General features: G+C 31.1%; 19 protein-coding genes. 17 read left to right on the top strand and 2 right to left on the bottom strand.

Translation table 11 applies throughout. The annotated features are described in order from the left end of the window. The first annotated feature begins 207 nt into the window (after window positions 1–207). Window positions 208–1,458 (top strand): amidohydrolase family protein, encoded by a 1,251-nt coding sequence (locus GBO31_RS20780; protein ID WP_219010399.1) that lies wholly within the window; start codon window positions 208–210, stop codon window positions 1,456–1,458. Window positions 1,459–1,485: 27 nt separating this feature from the next. Then, window positions 1,486–2,355: a LytTR family transcriptional regulator DNA-binding domain-containing protein gene (locus GBO31_RS20775; protein WP_219010398.1), complete on the top strand. Its 870-nt coding sequence runs from the start codon at window positions 1,486–1,488 to the stop codon at window positions 2,353–2,355. A 360-nt stretch (window positions 2,356–2,715) separates the two neighbouring features. On the opposite strand, the gene GBO31_RS20770 is transcribed toward GBO31_RS20775, so the two are convergent. Then, window positions 2,716–3,360 (bottom strand): hypothetical protein, encoded by a 645-nt coding sequence (locus GBO31_RS20770; RefSeq protein WP_219010397.1) that lies wholly within the window; start codon window positions 3,358–3,360, stop codon window positions 2,716–2,718. A 566-nt stretch (window positions 3,361–3,926) separates the two neighbouring features. On the opposite strand from GBO31_RS20770, the gene GBO31_RS20765 reads away from it, so the two are divergent. The 6 genes from GBO31_RS20765 (at window position 3,927) to GBO31_RS20740 (ending at window position 8,215) form a co-directional block, all read left to right on the top strand. Continuing rightward, window positions 3,927–4,550, top strand: a complete 624-nt coding sequence (locus tag GBO31_RS20765) for a hypothetical protein (protein WP_219010396.1) — start codon at window positions 3,927–3,929, stop codon at window positions 4,548–4,550. A 112-nt stretch (window positions 4,551–4,662) separates the two neighbouring features. After that, window positions 4,663–5,484, top strand: a complete 822-nt coding sequence (locus GBO31_RS20760) for a hypothetical protein (RefSeq protein WP_219010395.1) — start codon at window positions 4,663–4,665, stop codon at window positions 5,482–5,484. Between the two features lie 480 nt (window positions 5,485–5,964). After that, entirely contained in the window at window positions 5,965–6,468 is a 504-nt protein-coding gene (locus GBO31_RS20755; RefSeq protein WP_219010394.1) for a hypothetical protein, read from the top strand. Between the two features lie 23 nt (window positions 6,469–6,491). Further along, entirely contained in the window at window positions 6,492–6,866 is a 375-nt protein-coding gene (locus GBO31_RS20750; RefSeq protein ID WP_219010393.1) for a hypothetical protein, read from the top strand. Between the two features lie 171 nt (window positions 6,867–7,037). Beyond that, window positions 7,038–7,514 (top strand): hypothetical protein, encoded by a 477-nt coding sequence (locus tag GBO31_RS20745; RefSeq protein WP_219010392.1) that lies wholly within the window; start codon window positions 7,038–7,040, stop codon window positions 7,512–7,514. A gap of 107 nt (window positions 7,515–7,621) precedes the next feature. Continuing rightward, window positions 7,622–8,215, top strand: a complete 594-nt coding sequence (locus GBO31_RS20740; protein WP_219010391.1) for a hypothetical protein — start codon at window positions 7,622–7,624, stop codon at window positions 8,213–8,215. A gap of 47 nt (window positions 8,216–8,262) precedes the next feature. Here GBO31_RS20740 and GBO31_RS20735 read toward each other — a convergent pair whose 3' ends face one another. Then, window positions 8,263–8,850, bottom strand: coding sequence for a DoxX family protein (locus GBO31_RS20735; protein WP_246615938.1), 588 nt, complete (start codon window positions 8,848–8,850; stop codon window positions 8,263–8,265). A 282-nt stretch (window positions 8,851–9,132) separates the two neighbouring features. On the opposite strand from GBO31_RS20735, the gene GBO31_RS20730 reads away from it, so the two are divergent. The 9 genes from GBO31_RS20730 to GBO31_RS20690 all read left to right on the top strand — a co-directional run bounded on the left by GBO31_RS20730 (window position 9,133) and on the right by GBO31_RS20690 (window position 16,301). Then, window positions 9,133–9,798, top strand: coding sequence for a hypothetical protein (locus GBO31_RS20730; protein WP_219010389.1), 666 nt, complete (start codon window positions 9,133–9,135; stop codon window positions 9,796–9,798). An 88-nt stretch (window positions 9,799–9,886) separates the two neighbouring features. Continuing rightward, the gene (locus GBO31_RS20725; RefSeq protein WP_219010388.1) at window positions 9,887–10,582 is read left to right on the top strand and encodes a CPBP family intramembrane glutamic endopeptidase; all 696 of its coding nucleotides are present in this window, start codon (window positions 9,887–9,889) and stop codon (window positions 10,580–10,582) included. 29 nt (window positions 10,583–10,611) lie between these two features. Next, window positions 10,612–11,205, top strand: coding sequence for a hypothetical protein (locus GBO31_RS20720; RefSeq protein WP_219010387.1), 594 nt, complete (start codon window positions 10,612–10,614; stop codon window positions 11,203–11,205). Window positions 11,206–11,335: 130 nt separating this feature from the next. Next, window positions 11,336–12,970 (top strand): glycoside hydrolase family 43 protein, encoded by a 1,635-nt coding sequence (locus GBO31_RS20715; RefSeq protein ID WP_219010386.1) that lies wholly within the window; start codon window positions 11,336–11,338, stop codon window positions 12,968–12,970. Between the two features lie 199 nt (window positions 12,971–13,169). Then, window positions 13,170–13,748, top strand: coding sequence for a hypothetical protein (locus tag GBO31_RS20710; protein ID WP_219010385.1), 579 nt, complete (start codon window positions 13,170–13,172; stop codon window positions 13,746–13,748). A 28-nt stretch (window positions 13,749–13,776) separates the two neighbouring features. After that, window positions 13,777–14,373: an RDD family protein gene (locus GBO31_RS20705; RefSeq protein ID WP_219010384.1), complete on the top strand. Its 597-nt coding sequence runs from the start codon at window positions 13,777–13,779 to the stop codon at window positions 14,371–14,373. 69 nt (window positions 14,374–14,442) lie between these two features. Beyond that, window positions 14,443–15,030, top strand: a complete 588-nt coding sequence (locus GBO31_RS20700) for a hypothetical protein (RefSeq protein ID WP_219010383.1) — start codon at window positions 14,443–14,445, stop codon at window positions 15,028–15,030. Window positions 15,031–15,215: 185 nt separating this feature from the next. Next, complete coding sequence (locus GBO31_RS20695) at window positions 15,216–15,701, top strand: protein-tyrosine phosphatase family protein (protein ID WP_219010382.1); 486 nt, start codon at window positions 15,216–15,218, stop codon at window positions 15,699–15,701. A gap of 129 nt (window positions 15,702–15,830) precedes the next feature. Next, on the top strand, window positions 15,831–16,301 hold the full coding sequence (locus GBO31_RS20690) for a VOC family protein (RefSeq protein WP_219010381.1): 471 nt from the start codon (window positions 15,831–15,833) through the stop codon (window positions 16,299–16,301). Window positions 16,302–16,338: the final 37 nt, after the last annotated feature.

Raw genomic sequence — 16,338 nt, 5'->3', positions numbered from 1 at the left:
GAGCCTCAGGGTCCTTATTATTTAAACAAAAACCGAGGGCTATACTTCGACAAGCTCAGCACACGATCACGAAGCCCAATAATACCTAGTAGCATATTTATCAACCTACCATACAGTACCATCTACCGATGGTAGCCATCCATACAGCTATTATTGTTGACTAACACTGCTGTTTATAGTTTCTTTATCAAAAATCTACAGGTATTTATGAGCATACAATGGGCACTGCTTTTCCTAATTTGTTTCTATGGTTCTTGTTTGGCGCAAGAGTCTAACGCTACTTTCAAACCGCAAAACATACAATTAAACAATGGGTATTGGTTTAATGGAACTTCTTTTGAAAAGAAAACGGTTTGGATGACCAAAGGTTTGCTACATTTTGAACCATTAGAAACAACAATAGATTCCATTATCAATTTAGCCAATAACTATGTGATACCACCATTTGCTGAAGCCCATAATCATAATCTGGAGAGTAGTTATAAAATAGAAGAGCGTATAAATTCGTATTTAACCAATGGTGTTTTTTATGTAAAACTATTATCATCCATCAAAAAACGTATTGCACCATTAATGCATTATTACAACAAACCCAACGGATTGGATGTAAGTATGGCGCATGCTCCATTAACAGCAAGTGGTGGTCATCCTGTGGCACTTCGTCAACGATTTCTGAATTATGGTCGGTATCGAGGATTGTTCGAAAATCTAAAAGAAATAGAATATCATGGCTATGTGATTATTGATAATAAAAATGACTTGCTGCGTAAATGGGATTCTATTGTATCTTTTTCACCAGATTTTATCAAAACCATGTTAGTACATTCTGAAGGGTATAAAAAACGTAAAAATGACACTACATTTTTTGGCAATAAAGGACTCAATCCTAAGCTATTTCCTGAAATAGTTACAAAAGCACATCAATCTAACTTAAGGGTAAGTGTGCATGTCAATACAGCGCATGATTTTCATGTAGCGGTAGCTGCCAATGCAGATGAAATCTCACATTTGCCAGAAATACATAATGGTAAACCTATTCATTTTGAAGACGCACTACTTGCTAAGCAAAAGGATATTACCGTAGTGACGACCATATCGTTGGTTAAAAAGAATAAGGAAAAAGACAATTATGATCAACTGGTAGCCAATGTGGTTCGTAATCTACAAACATTAAAAAGGGCAGGAGTGCGACTGGCGATTGGTTCGGATATGTATAATGATACCTCGGTTGCAGAGTTTGATTTTTTATATGAACTGCAGGTCTTTTCGAACCTTGAACTGCTCACTATGTGGACAGAAAATGCCATACATACCATMTTTCCTGATCGTAAGCTAGGGAAACTTCAAGAAGGATATGAAGCTAGTTTTCTGGTGGTCAACAAAAATCCATTGCGAGATATTTCAGATATTCATAAAAGTATTGTGTTAAAAGTTAAAGAAGGGATTGTCTTACCATAAGTTTTCTTTTATGGTTATCTTAACAAGATGAATATCAATTTTAGTAAAGTTTCTAAGCATAGTATATTTTGGTTATTATACCTGCTACTATGGAGTGTACACGATCTTAATTATAACGGTAGCATTTTTGAAAATCTAAAGACCAATGCCATACCTTTTCTATTGTATGCGCTACTGGTATATGTCAATTTATATGTATTCATTCCTAAGTTTCTTTTAGAAAAGAAAATTGCTAGTTATATTCTATTAGTACTATTTGGAATTGCTGCCATCACTTGGATTACCTCTAATTACCTAGCTTTTTATTTTGAAACCATTCATTCGGGAACCGCTGACTTTTTCACCACAATCAAAGGAAAAATAGCCGTTACTACAGAACTTATTATATCCATGTGTTTATCGATGACCTTATTTCTGATTGATGAATGGTATAAAAAAGAGCATTTGATCAAGGAATTACAAAGCAAAGAATTAGATACTTCCAATCAGATCAATCCACATTTTCTTTTTAATTCGCTAAACAACATCTATGTAATGCTGAATAAAAAGGTAAAAACGGAAGATCCTCATGATTACATATTTATCAAATCTGACGGGATGGTGATTAAGGTATTTATTGATGATATCACTTATATAGAAACTGCTAACGATTATGTGTATGTGAATACGATTCATAAAGATAAATACMTCACATTGGTTTCGTTAAAGCAGTTGGAAAAGGAATTACCACAAGAAAAGTTTATGCGTGTACATCGATATTATTTGATCGGCATACAGCATGTGCAAAAACTAGAAGGAAATCTAATCCACATCGAAAAAACAAAAATTAAGATTAGCAGAACCCTTCGTAATGAAGTATATCAACATATTATAGGCTCTAAATTGATAGAGCGATAATTCTTTAACCTGTGAATTGAGGGCCGTACTTCGACAAGCTCAGCATACGATCTCGAAGCCCAAAAAGCATATTGACAGACTATAACCAGAATCAGAGTTCGACCCTTCGAGAACACTTCGACAAGCTCAGTGTGACACCTCAGGGCTCACATAATGTAAATGAAAACCGAGGGCTGTACTTCGACAGGCTCAGCATACGATCTCGAAGCCAAAAAAGCATATTGACAGACTATAATCTGAATCAGAGTTCGACCCTTCGAGAGCCTCAGGGTCCTTATTATTTAAACAAAAACCGAGGGCTGAGGCTCTCGAAGCCCGAACTTGAAACTAAAAATTATTCAATATTCATTATAAACTTCTTTAGGTATCAACAATCACTCTTGCAGCAACATAACCATTATAAAAATTAAGGTTTGTTTGTTTAAAGAGTTTCATCACATTATCCAATCGATTGGTTAATAACGTACTGGTATTTTTAAACAATCGTTTTAAGGATTTCGTGGCTTGCGAAGTGGAAATTCGTAGCTGTCTTGGTTTTCCTTTGATCTGTTGAAACTTGTCATAACTGGTTTCCAGATCAGCAATCATCTCTGTAGTAACTCCATACGGAATCAAAGCTTCCTGATGGTTTTGTAATAAAGAAATTGTTTCACTGATCAGGATACTAAAATCCTCATTACGTAATCCATAGATCTTGCTAAAACTTCGTGCTGCTTTTTGCTCTAGTTCGATATCACCCATATAAGCAGCATGGGTTTCTAAAGCACTATTTAGAATATCTGCTTTATTAGCTACGATACGTTTTTGTCGTCTTTTGGCATCTCCCAGAAATAATCGAGAAGCTTCTTGACTTTCTTTATTCTGATTGATTTCTGCTACCAAGGCATCGAATTCTTCCTTAAGCATTCCAGCCATAGGTATTTGATTCCATATAGATGCATTTGCGTTTAGATATGCTTGTACGGCATTGTACATCTCTATTTTTCTAATTTGTTTCTTTGTCATTTTAGTAAGTTTTAAAAATTAATATTCGATTCATTATTCATTCTATCATAACTCACGTGAAATTGTATGATGTTTTTAATAAGTCAATGATAATGCCGAAAAAATCGCAAGGATTTGCTAATTTTCTTAAAAAGTATTCAAAACAAAAAGAGAAAGATTTTGAGTTAATATTTTGATTTGTTGTGATTTAGGGTATTTAGAGGGAGGCAGTGTTCATTTGTTAAAGTACAGTCGTAATTTACATGGCGACACCTGAAATATTGGCGGTTCACTCTGAAATTTTGACAGCTTTACTACTCATTTGCATACTGAAAGTGGCAGTTTGTAGACTTCCATTGCTCATTTTGAAGATGCAAGAGGTTATTTGTACAAGTACAGCGTGAATTTGTTGAGTGTCTTTGGGAATTTGTAGTGATGAAGAGGTTGATTGCTTTTGTGAATCGTATATTGATGTCTAAAACATATTCTTATTTTGTAATTTGTAAAAGTTTGTGTTTAAAAGTTATATTTATGCGATTATATAGCTATCGATGAATATATTCATACACTATACACAACATCTAAGAATGAAAAATTTAGTATTAATATTAGCTTTGTTAATCTGGAATTCAATAAGTGCACAAACAAAAGTTAAATTGAGAGATTTGACTTTTTCAGTACCTTCCCAATTTCATTATTTTGCAGAACAAGGCAGAAAGTTGGACTTAGATTTTTATAATGAAACAGGAAAAATTTTTACTGATTCAGTGGATTTAGAAAAATTTCCAAAAATTCAATATCAATACTATGAAAACCCTGATTCTGGATTAAAAAGTGCTGAAGAAGTTTTAAGACACCTTAATGAAATAGTAACTAAAGACATACCTGCAGATAGTCTTTTAATAAACGGTTCTGAAAACTATTCCCTGGCTAAATACTCGATAATGGGAAAATCACTTTTTGAAGTAAAGAGTTTGGGAAAAAGAGGATGGTTAAACCTTCAATATTTTGATTTTCCAGAAAATGATAACGAAAATTTTCGAAATATTACAACTATAATAAATAGTATAAATCATTCAGGAACCTATGAATCAGATTATGACCAACATTTGAAAGAATCTGGTGAAAGTTCTAAATGGGCCTTGATTTTCTTAGGAATTTCATTATTAATATATATTATACGCAAAATAATTAAAAAGAAGGTTGCCTAATATTTTGTATAATCATAGCAACTATGTATTCAATACTATGTTTTTGTAGAAATTAGAGTAACATTTCACTCCACTATGACACATATAATAAACCTTAGGTAACATCATACAAATGAAAATTTTAATTAACATCATAATCGTAGGACTTATCTCTTTTTATTTACCTACAAAAACTGCTATAATATCTGAAAAGAATACTTTTAAAACTATTGTTCAAGCTTCATATAGTGCAAAAAGGAGTGGAGAATTAACAAGAGAACAAGCTTTTAATCAAAGTCTCGAACAGAAGAATTTTTATAATGAAAAAGGAGAACTAATTGAATATTGGAAGTATGAAATAGATGGTACCATTTATCAAAAGGTATATCTAGAAAAAAATCAACTAGGCAAGTTAATTAAAAGTACATCCTACGATAAAGAAAGAAACTTAAAAAGTTATACAACTACAGAATTTGACACTAATGGCAATATCGTAAAGTATAATGTTTACAACTCGAACAATAAATTGACCGCAACACAAGACAATGAATATGACTCGAATGGTAATGTATTATCCATATCAAGAACCAATATTGTTTCTAACCGTACTTTTAAAACTACAAGCAAATACAACGCTAAAGATCAATTAATAGAAGAAACTGATTTTAAATTGGATGGTTCCATTAAAGATGTTAGAACTTTTAAGTATGATGATAAGGGCAATGAAATAACATCTGAGTTAACTAAAGCAAATGGAGATTACACTAAATTTATTTCTGAATACGATAAAAACAACAACATAACCTCCCAATATTGGTATGATAAAGATGGGAATCAAAAGCATTGGACCTCATTTTCCTATGAATACGATGAAAATAATAATTGGATTACTAAAAAAAGATATTCTAATGGTGAATTAGGTTTTGTTTGGGAAAGAAAAATAGAATACAATTAATACATTAAAATTGATAAAAAGGATATTATTTGGATTTTTAGCGTTTGTGATCGGAATTGGAATTGCATTCTATACCGAATCTTTTTTACGTGAAATAATTCAAAATATTTTTAGATGGTCAACATCCAACAAAATTCGATTGGTTGGAAAGAACTTCTTTATATTCTCCAATAAATTATACTTCATAACTTTTGGAATAGGATTTCTAATTTTGACTTTAGAAAATCTGAATCAAAAAATTAATCAAATCTTAAAAAGTGTAATAATATGTGTTCTTATTTTTGGAGTCTTAATAATTGGAATTTCATCTATTTACGCAAACATTAAAGTTATAGAATGTACAGCATGCCTCGATGGAATTAGAACATTACATTTTAATGAAATAAATTATGGATTGATTATAAGCTTAAGTGCAATCCTTTCTATTATTCCAAATCTGACCAAAATAATTATACGAAACAAATCAGCCTAGAATACCGTATGAAAAAAGCAATAAATCTTATTTTATTCCTAATCGGACTATTAACATTTGGACAAGAAAATCGTCTTGAGCAAATTGATCATGAAGTGAATTTAATAGATTCTAATTCTGAACTATCCATTAATGAATTCGATTGGGCTCAATTAACAGGAATCGCAACAGATGGAGGCGGAATTCTAAAACTCTGGAGGAATAACAACTATATTCGTAAAATCATTCAAGAAATTGGACTTTCCTATGGACGAATAAGGATAACCATTTATTTGACTAATGGAATTCCAATAAAAGTTATCGAAATCGAAGAKAATTTTGAACAAACAGAGGAGGGCTTAAATCACTCAAAGTTAGAACAGGTTTTTAAGGAGGAGTTTTTTGTTTTAAACTGGGAGATGGGAGAAGGAGAAATCAAAAAGACCGGAAAAAGAGTAATGAGTGAAGGTGGTTGTTCTCACTTTGATTATGAAGCAATTATTGAACTAGCAAAAAAAGCTTTAAAAAAATAAAACTTTGTAACCAATTAATACTAATGAGATATTTTTTCACGGCAGTTATCGCTTTTCTAATTTTATCGTGTTCACACTTTGGAAAAATTGATGAGGAAAGAATCCTTAACATAGGACAGGAAATTTTGAATAACCCACCACCAAAAGGATCATCATATAATCATCCTGAAATAAGAATTAGAGAAGGACTGAGTAATAAACTGATAGAATTGACAGATAATATAAAGACCTATGAATTGAAAATAAAACGAGGTGACTTACCTAAACCATATGGAGATAACAAAGCTGATTGTATTTTAGAAATTCTTACGGACTATCAAGACATTGGAATTAGATTAAAATATCAGAAAAAATATAATACGTATGACGTTCTTGGTTATATAACATTAGAGGACTAAAACAACTAAAAAAAACGGTTAAGACAATATATATCTGAGATAGAAACTAACCACTCAACACTCAGTTTTTGTAGAAATAAGGGTAACATTTTAAGCCATTAGTACACTTAATAGTAAAGCATATATCTAAATTATAGATATGAATTAACATTACCATACATTTTAGACGTAATGAAAAAAGTAATTATATATCTTATTCTAACAATAGGTTCAACTGCTATTGGAGTTTTAACTCATAAATATTTTCTCGATTTCTCATTTTCGCTACTTAATAAAAGAAACGTCACTCTTGTAGCTAGTTCCGTTGGAATACAGTTTAAAAATCATCTTTTTTTTATAGTTTCAATGGGAATTTTTCCTTTATTATATTTAATTTCTGAAAAATTCACAAGGCCAAAATCTCCAAGAAGAATTATGACTAATCTCGCATTGATACTAGGAACTGGTATCGTGTGTTGGCTATTAAAAATATTCCAACTAAATAACCTATTTAAAAAGTTATCAGCATTTAATATTGCATTTGGAGTTCAAAATACAATGGATATTCAGAATTTAAATTTTGGGAAATATTTATTTATTGGGCTTTTAATTGGAACGTTACTAAGTATTCTAATTTTTAGAAAGAAAAATACATTAGTAGAAGAATAAGACATGTGGTAACATTTTGCGCTTTTTAGGTATAGGTACTTATAACTAAGTATGTATATCTATAAAAAGTCATAAATTGACCTCAGAGGTAATTATAAAAATTCTTGATGTTAAAAGAAAAAACACGAATTCTAATTTTAAGCTTTCTTGTCTTTGGCTGTTCACCTTATTATGGGAAAATTGACAAAAACGGAAGATATAGAGTAAATGAAAAACATTGGACATTAAAAAATATACCTAATGAAGGAATTAAAAGAGTTTTAGACACTGAATACTGGTATAGACTTGACTATACTTATCAAAGCGAAAGTTTCTTATTTGAGAATAATAATAAAAAAAGATCTAATCATAGCGGCTCAGAAATTTTATGGTTCTTCGAAAGTGGTCACGTTCTAAGTTTTATACCTTATATGATGGACAATACAGAAATTAAAAGGATCAAGAATAGCAAAAGTATTTTAGATTCTGGTAATCAAGGTTTCTATACAATCGGTTCAAAAGAATTTGAAATCGAATTTTTCCAAAAACAAAATGTATCTATTGCCGGAAGTATGGATAGATATTATTACCAAGCACAAATAGAAGGAAACACATTACATCTTGTAAGAAAATCTCCCTTTAAAGAAAACTATTATTTTCATAGTGTTTATAGGAAAGAATCTATTCCTGAGGAATTAAAAAAAGTGAAAGCAACTTGGTAAAAAACACCTTTAACAACACATATGAAGTCATACCTGTATGGATAAGATCATTCCGTTGCTAATTCATATTCAGATAAGCAATCATTTAAAGTTCTGGCCTGAGTATGAATACATTCGCAAAACTCCAGTCCAGCGGTTTTATTTTCATTGTCTGTAAATTGTTTTGTGCATTCTGATAAAGAATTTCTAGGCATTACTTCATGAGCATAAACAAAAATTAGTACAAAAACCCCAATTGCACTTGCAACACCTGCAAAAAAGAGTGTTGGGAATTTATTACTGTATTTCTTTGGTTTCTCCACTATTTGATAATTCGATATTCTTTTAAATGGAAATATGAATTTTAATCTATCGTAGTTCCATAAAATAATGTACAAATTGGCAAGTACCATTAAAGGTGCAGAAACGAATGAGCCATCGAATCTAACGGCGAAAGATAGCACACATATATTTAAAATGATCGGAARATATATGATAGCACCTAAAGTTACAGTTCGAGGTATCAGTATTAATACAGCAGCGAAAACTTGCGCAATTCCAACAAATGTGTAGTAATAACCTGTATGATGAAAAGCTTCTAGATATTGTCCCATTGGATGATTAATGGATAGTCCGCTAGCAAACCTTTCCCCCATAATCTTTGTGATACCTGCTGGAATAAATCCAAGAGCTAATGCAAATCGACAAAAAATAGAGAAAAACCACAGCCACCTATTATGCCTCGCACGATAATGTATTTGGTCGAATTTGGAAGAAATACTCAAAGTTGATAATATTTATGAATCTGCTACACAACAATATATATGTATCCTAACAACTATGCAATCAATGCATAGTTGTTGTTTAAATCAGAGTAACATTTTGTGCTACTATGACACTAATAGTAAACGTAGTGTGTAACCATAATCTCAGAGAACATGAACTTTGATTTATTAAATGAATTAACTAAACTACTCCATGAAAATGAACTTGAAAGAGCTATTGAGTTGTCAGAAAATAAATTGAATGAACTTCCTAGTACCGATTTTCATAAAGTGTTGAATAAAAATCTACTACACTTAAAGCCAAAATTGGCTATTTATTTAGAAAACTTCATAACTAGTGCGATTAAATATTTTTCAGAAACACCGAAGCCCAAAAAGATTAATTTTTTAGAAAAAGTATTTGGAAAAAAAGAGAATAAATTTGAATCAAATGTTAATCTAAAGGCAGTTTATTGTGAAATGAATGGGTTTACTATCAATAATGATAAATGGTTTATTGATTTATTTGCATATGATTTTTATAATGGAATGGATCCAGAAGATTTAGATTGGCTTTGTGACTTTAAATTTGACTCAAATAATAGTCTAATAATAACTGGCCTTGAAGAACTTCAAGCTGCGTTTAAAAATTATATGGAGCATTCTGAAAACAATAATGAAAATGAAAAAAAATCAATGGAAATATGTGAGCTTATTATTATCCTAAAACTCCAAGAATTATTTAGACACACATACATTGAAAATAATAAAAAATGGACAGAGATTCCAATTTTGGTAACAGCTCATGATTATGAAATGATCTATAAAATAGAAAAGTAAGAAGACGCTACGCAATGTGAAATACCTTCAAACAAAACTGTAACTAAAATAAAATATCAACGTCGTATTAGAAAATTAAACGACTAAAATGAGTACAGAACTAATCTCCAAACAAACTAATTATAAAGGATTTCTTTTCGACATTCTTCTATATCTAACCGTAATGTTTTTAATTAGAGAAATTTACTTTTCTCAATTACCTTTTATTGCAAATGGATTAATGTGGTCATTATCCACTTTATTAGTTGCCTCATGGAGAATGAAAGTTCGTAATATATCATGGAAAGATTTAGGATTGCGAACACCCAAAAATATACTAATAACACTATTGGTAACTATTGGGATATTAATTACTATTCCTATATTGATTATAATTTTTCAAAAGATTCAAGATGTATTACCTTTTGCCTTAGCACCAGACACCTCTTCAGAAGATGCGGTTTCTAAATTTGGGGATTTAAAAGGAAACTGGGCTCATTTTTTCACGATTATTCCGTTTATATTAATTCAATCAGCACTAGAAGAATTGTTAGATAGAGGTTTTTTAATAACTTGGTTCGAACGTTTATTCTCTAAAACGTCATTCACTACTGCAATTGCGGTTCTTTTACAAGCGATGATTTTTGGATTTAGGCATTCCTACGATATATCAGAAAGATCTATTACAGTAGGTATTATAGGTTTAGTGATGGGTATAGCCTATGTGAAATTTGGCCGAAATTTATGGCCTTTAATTATTGCGCATTGTGTACTTAACACCATGTCTATGATAGGAAAAGTATAATGAATATAAAACGAACATATCAACTTAACATGAAAACATTCCTTTTTTCTATCATCCTTTTTCTAATCAGTATTACTGTTGTAGCACAAGATAAATTTCAAAAAGATATCGATTTTGATGGAGTAGTGGACACCGTTTACATCGATTTGAATACCTCTACAATTGTATGCCTATTATCCAGTAAACAATTCCAAAAAGTGGAAAGTAAACCTATAGACTTAACTAACAGATGTCTTATCAAAGATGCGAAAAATGGATTTTACTTTGAGAATCATTGGATGCGATCAGGGCACTCTGCTCAATTTAGATATGATAAAAAAACCAAGAAAATAAGATTAATTGGTATGAGCCGATATTCTTTTGGCAACGCTGCTAATAATGGTAGTGGAGAATCTAGTGTTAACCTACTCACAGGTGATTATATAGGCAATTGGAATTATTATGATCTGGCAGCTAATAATAATGAAGGGAAACTGATTAAAATCCCAACCATCAAAACAAAGATGTTTTTCAATAAAATATATCTAGAAGATTTTGACGAAGGAATATCCGTAGACTATACTGATCAATGTTCTGAATTGTACTATAAACATAGAGATCAACTGAAAAAACAACGGGAGTAGAAGTTACTAGCATAATGATCTATTGAGGAGATTTATTTTATATTTTTATGAAGCATTAATGAGAAATAGATATATGCTAACTGATCATCATACAAAAATAAAAATGTAATACTCTTAACAACTCCATACGATGAACCGGAAAACTGTCCTTATACTGGTAGCGATCAGTGTATTTTTGAAATGTCAATCGCAAATCAATACGGATAATAGTCAAATAAGTTCAAATCTGCCCGATACTTTTAATAATCCTATTATATCAGGATACCATCCAGATCCATCTATTTGTAGAGTAGGAGATGATTATTATTTGGTAAATTCTACATTTGAATGGTTTCCAGGTATGCCGATTCATCATAGTAAAGATCTAGTTAATTGGGAGCTTATAGGCTATGGTTTACATCGCCCAGAACAACTGAAACTGCAAGAAGGGCTCAAAGATTATATGGGCATTTTTGCCGTAACGATTCGCTATCATAAGGGATTATTTTATCTAATAACTACCTGCGTTCAGTGTGAAAAAGGAGGTAATTTCTATATAACCGCTAAAAATCCTGAAGGTCCATGGTCAGACCCTGTTTGGCTTGATTCTCCAGGAATTGACCCTTCACTTATGTGGGATGATAATGGAAAATGTTATTATGTAGGACATGGAAATTTAAATGCAAAACCTGAATGGAAAGATCAGCAAGGTGCATGGATACAAGAACTTGATACAAAGCAAGGAAAACTTATAGGAGAACGAAAACAACTTACATTTGGACATGCTAATAATGCAGTTTGGACAGAAGGGCCTCACTTATATAAGATTAATAATAAATATATGCTGATGGTAGCCGAAGGAGGAACTGGTTATATGCATGCTACAACAGTTCATCATTCTGATGCTATTTTTGGACCTTATGTCGCCGATCAAGTGAATCCTGTGCTAACGCATCGTCATTTGGGCAAAGATTATCCAATCCATTCCATAGGGCATACGGATATCATTGAAACCCAAAATGGAGAATGGTGGGCGGTAATGCTCGGGAAAAGATATGTAGATGGATATACACTTTTGGCGCGTGAAACATTTTTATGCCCTGTAAGTTTTGATGACCAAACCCCTATATTTAATAGAGGAAAGGGAATTGTTGAATTAGAAATGAAACGTCCCAATTTGCCTTGGACACCTTTCAAGAAAAAACCAACTAGAGATGATTTTGAGAGTAACAAATTAGGCCTTGAGTGGAATATGCTAAGAACCCCAGAAAGCAAATGGTACGCTTTACAGAATGGAAATTTAGTTCTTTCACTAAGACCCAATAGTATAGATAGCCTTACAAACCCCTCACTAATCGCTCGTAGAGTTCAGCATCATAATTTTGAAGCTTCATTTTCTATGGATTTTTCTTCAAAAAAGAAAAATGAAATGGCAGGAATGATTATTTATCGAAGTAGTGAATGTCATTTTCAATTTCTAAAAGAAAAGGACGAATTGGTAATTATACAAACACTTCGTAAAGAAAAGACTGAAATTGAAAGAATCAAATATCAAGATCAGAAAGTGATATTAAAAGCGGAAGGCAAAGGACGCAAATTAACACTCAGCTATGGAGCCTCTGAAGATCAAATGAAAAGGTTGAGTAAAGTTTTAGACCTAAAAGTTATCTCCCATGAAATAGCAGATGGCTTTAATGGTCCTTATATTGGAATGTATACAACAAGTAATGGGCAGAAAAGTAAGAGTGTAGCATCTTTTGATTGGTTTGAATATAAAGGAGAGTAATTGAAGTATTCGTTTTAAAATATTTTATGAATAATAAAGGATATACCATTGCAATAACATGAGTAGAGATTGTTAGTTCATAACACTTTACAATATGAATCAAAAAAATATGGGTAACATATCTTCCCGTTATGATACTTATAGTAAATGATATATGTTTATTAAGAGAAATATCTAGATGTTAGCAAATAATACAGATTTGAAAAAAATTATATTCTTCATACTAGTTTTAATCTCTTTTAATGAGATGTTTTCTCAGGAACAAGAAGCGGAAATCTTTTTTAAAGATGGAACTTCTTTAGAAGGTTATGGTATGATTCATAAACTAAATGAAATTAAATTTAGAATTTCTCTTGATGATGATTATGATGTTTGGACGTATCTAATGGTAAAGAGTATTGTTTTCTTTGACTATAATCATGGAGGTATGTATGAATATGTTACTTTGAAACCAAATGAATCTCCTAAGCTATTAGAAGTTTTATCAGAAGGAAATATTAATTTATATGCAGATGTTACTAGTTATAACTATTATACTGGTGGTAATTTTCAAGACAGATCATCAACTATACAGAAGAAAAAATTCTCTATTAATAAGCTTTATGTCAAAAGAACAAATGAAAAACATCCAACAGCTTTGACCGGGAATTTTAGAAAAAAAGCTCAAAAATATTTTTCGGATTGTAAAGAGATCGTAGAAAAATTAAAAACAGGAGAATTTAGAAAAACAAATGCAAATGAGATGGTTGACTATTATAATGATTTTTGTTGGGAGTAAACATTGGTTAACGCTATATATAAACTAAATGGAGAACGAATTTCAAGAAGTGATGTCCCAACGGACTGACAAAGAATTGATAAAAATAGTAACAGTAGAAAGAGGTAAATATCAACCTCTTGCAATCGAAGCTGCTGAAATCGAAATAGAGAAACGCAATATTGACACTGCTGACTTCGAACAAATTAGGGAAAAAGCCACAGCCGAAAAAGAACAAAAGGAAAAAATAGATGCTAATGTTGTTGGCTCAGGAATTCGTTTTGTAAACTTTCTAATCGATTTTATAGTAGGGTCCGTTTTAGCATTGATTGTGAGTTCTGTGTTTGCATTTTTTATTCAACCCACTGGTCCAAGGTTAATATCTTTAATTGGATATCTTTTGATATTCGGGACGTTTTTCGCTTACTATTCTATAATGGAAATCAAATTCCAAAAAACCATAGGGAAGTTCATTACGAAAACAAAAGTTGTTAAAATGAATGGAGAGAAACCTACCGAAGGTGATATCATCGCCCGAACTTTATGTCGGCTTATACCATTTGATAGAATTTCATTTGTATTCGTAAAAAACGGAATTCACGACTTCTTATCAAAAACCACAGTCGTAAAAGATCAAATGGAATAAAGCGAGTGATACTCAATGATTCTAGAATACAACTTTGGTTGTAATGCATAAACCTAATTATCAAAATAAATGATAAACTTTTTTCTAAAAGCAAAGCATTGGCAATTATTTATCATAATGCTTGGAATACCATTAGTATTTCAAGCTTATTTTATGTTCAATATGTTCGCTGAATTTGAAAGGGAATCTCATCCTCATACTGAAGAATTTATGAGCATTTTCACCATTTTTCCAATAATGATGATTCTTTTTACTGCGGTCTTTTTTGGGTGGTTTTGGTCCATTGCGATTGGCCTTCAAAAGAACATCCCGCAAGGAGTAACCATGAAAATAAAAAAATTCAAAGCTTTCTTTTTTATCCCTTTAATCTATATCAATTTCCAAATGGTTTATATGACGGGAGTTTTTTCTGGAATGGGAATTAATGACGTTGCAAGTAGTGGTTGGATGGTGGCGATTATTTTACCACTTCATCTGTTTTCTATGTTTTGTATTTTCTACTCCATGTATTTTGTAGCGAAAACTATCAAAACTGCTGAATTACAAAGAAACACTCGATTTGAAGATTTTGCTGCAGAGTTTTTTCTATTATGGTTCTATTTCATTGGAATTTGGATAATTCAACCCAAAGTGAATAGGCTTGATGGAAAAAACTAAAAGAAGATTTTGATCGATTAAAAACATTCTTAATCATGGCTCAAATACATTGTGGTATAGAGCAAAAGAATATTTAATCATAATTTTTAGAATTCAAAACGAAAGGTAGCTAGAGAGATTACTAGTACAGTAATTGAATTAGAAAATTTGTTTTATATTTTTATAAGGCTGAATACATTTAATAAATGAGAATTTACTGGGTTGATATGTTAAAAAAGGGGAAAATCGGCATGATGGCTAGACCAAAGGGTAATGATTGGTTAGAAGATGAAATCAGAAACTTAAATTTTAAAGAAGTTGATACCGTTATTTCACTATTAAAAAAATATGAAGAAACGGAATTGGAAATTGAAAAAGAAAGAGCCCTTTGTCAAAAATATGATATTGAGTTCATAAGTTTTCCTATTCAAGATAGAGGAGTTCCAGAAAATATTAGTGATTTTGTTCAATTAATAACTAACCTAAATAATAGGTTAAAAGAAAATAAGAAGATTGTTGTGCATTGCAGAATGGGAATTGGAAGAACTTCTATTGTTATCGCAAGTATTTTGATAAAGAATGGCTTTGATTCAGGATCCGTATTTGATTATTTGAGTAAAATAAGAACATTAACTGTACCTGATACTGATGAGCAAATTAATTGGGTAAAACAAATAGAAAGCACTCTATAAATGATATAGATTTTAATAATTAAACAAGAAGTAAAAATGTACGAATAGATAGATTTGTTCTGGCATACGTGCTTTACTCAGATTTATATATTTACTGTGACATATCATCACAAAAAAAGAACGTGAAAAATGATAAAAGGCCTTTTTGAAACTCATTTGTTTGTTGAAAACCTGGAACGTTCAATTGAATTTTATACAAAGGTTTTAAAACTTGAACAATTTCTTTATGAAGAAGAAAGAAGAGTTGCTTTGTTTTGGATTGGAGATCAAGTGAAACAATCATTTCTAGGTATTTGGGAAAAATCAAAAGATGAAATTGACCAAAGACATTTTGCATTCGAGTGTGATTGGGAATGGATATTAAATGAATCTGTAAACTTTTTAAAGTCCCATAATATAGGCTTTTGGAATTTTTTAGGAGACGACTCAGAAAAACCAATGGTTTTCGCAAATATTCCTGCAATATCGATTTATTTTACAGATCCTGATGGACATTATCTAGAATTCATTGGGAAATTACCTGGAAAGTATAATCCTGCAAAAGGAAGTTTGGTTATTTCTTATGAAGAATGGTTAGAATTAGAAAAAAATGATAAATAATCTTATACAAGATACTATAAAACAAATAGCAATTAAA

Origin of the sequence: Aquimarina litoralis, assembly GCF_019295435.1 — a bacterium.
GTDB lineage: Bacteria > Bacteroidota > Bacteroidia > Flavobacteriales > Flavobacteriaceae > Aquimarina > Aquimarina litoralis_A.
Note: the sequence above shows the minus strand (reverse complement) of the source record. Positions and strands in the feature narration are given on the sequence as shown.

Bases quoted from the DNA above. Each gene is read 5' to 3' on its own strand.
- GBO31_RS20740 (WP_219010391.1), top strand. From the start codon at position 7,622: ATGTTAAAAGAAAAAACACGAATTCTAATTTTAAGCTTTCTTGTCTTT.
- GBO31_RS20700 (WP_219010383.1), top strand. From the start codon at position 14,443: ATGATAAACTTTTTTCTAAAAGCAAAGCATTGGCAATTATTTATCATA.
- GBO31_RS20720 (WP_219010387.1), top strand. From the start codon at position 10,612: ATGAAAACATTCCTTTTTTCTATCATCCTTTTTCTAATCAGTATTACT.
- GBO31_RS20750 (WP_219010393.1), top strand. From the start codon at position 6,492: ATGAGATATTTTTTCACGGCAGTTATCGCTTTTCTAATTTTATCGTGT.
- GBO31_RS20760 (WP_219010395.1), top strand. From the start codon at position 4,663: ATGAAAATTTTAATTAACATCATAATCGTAGGACTTATCTCTTTTTAT.
- GBO31_RS20705 (WP_219010384.1), top strand. From the start codon at position 13,777: ATGGAGAACGAATTTCAAGAAGTGATGTCCCAACGGACTGACAAAGAA.
- GBO31_RS20715 (WP_219010386.1), top strand. From the start codon at position 11,336: ATGAACCGGAAAACTGTCCTTATACTGGTAGCGATCAGTGTATTTTTG.
- GBO31_RS20695 (WP_219010382.1), top strand. From the start codon at position 15,216: ATGAGAATTTACTGGGTTGATATGTTAAAAAAGGGGAAAATCGGCATG.
- GBO31_RS20770 (WP_219010397.1), bottom strand. From the start codon at position 3,360: ATGACAAAGAAACAAATTAGAAAAATAGAGATGTACAATGCCGTACAA.
- GBO31_RS20725 (WP_219010388.1), top strand. From the start codon at position 9,887: ATGAGTACAGAACTAATCTCCAAACAAACTAATTATAAAGGATTTCTT.
- GBO31_RS20745 (WP_219010392.1), top strand. From the start codon at position 7,038: ATGAAAAAAGTAATTATATATCTTATTCTAACAATAGGTTCAACTGCT.
- GBO31_RS20730 (WP_219010389.1), top strand. From the start codon at position 9,133: ATGAACTTTGATTTATTAAATGAATTAACTAAACTACTCCATGAAAAT.
- GBO31_RS20765 (WP_219010396.1), top strand. From the start codon at position 3,927: ATGAAAAATTTAGTATTAATATTAGCTTTGTTAATCTGGAATTCAATA.
- GBO31_RS20690 (WP_219010381.1), top strand. From the start codon at position 15,831: ATGATAAAAGGCCTTTTTGAAACTCATTTGTTTGTTGAAAACCTGGAA.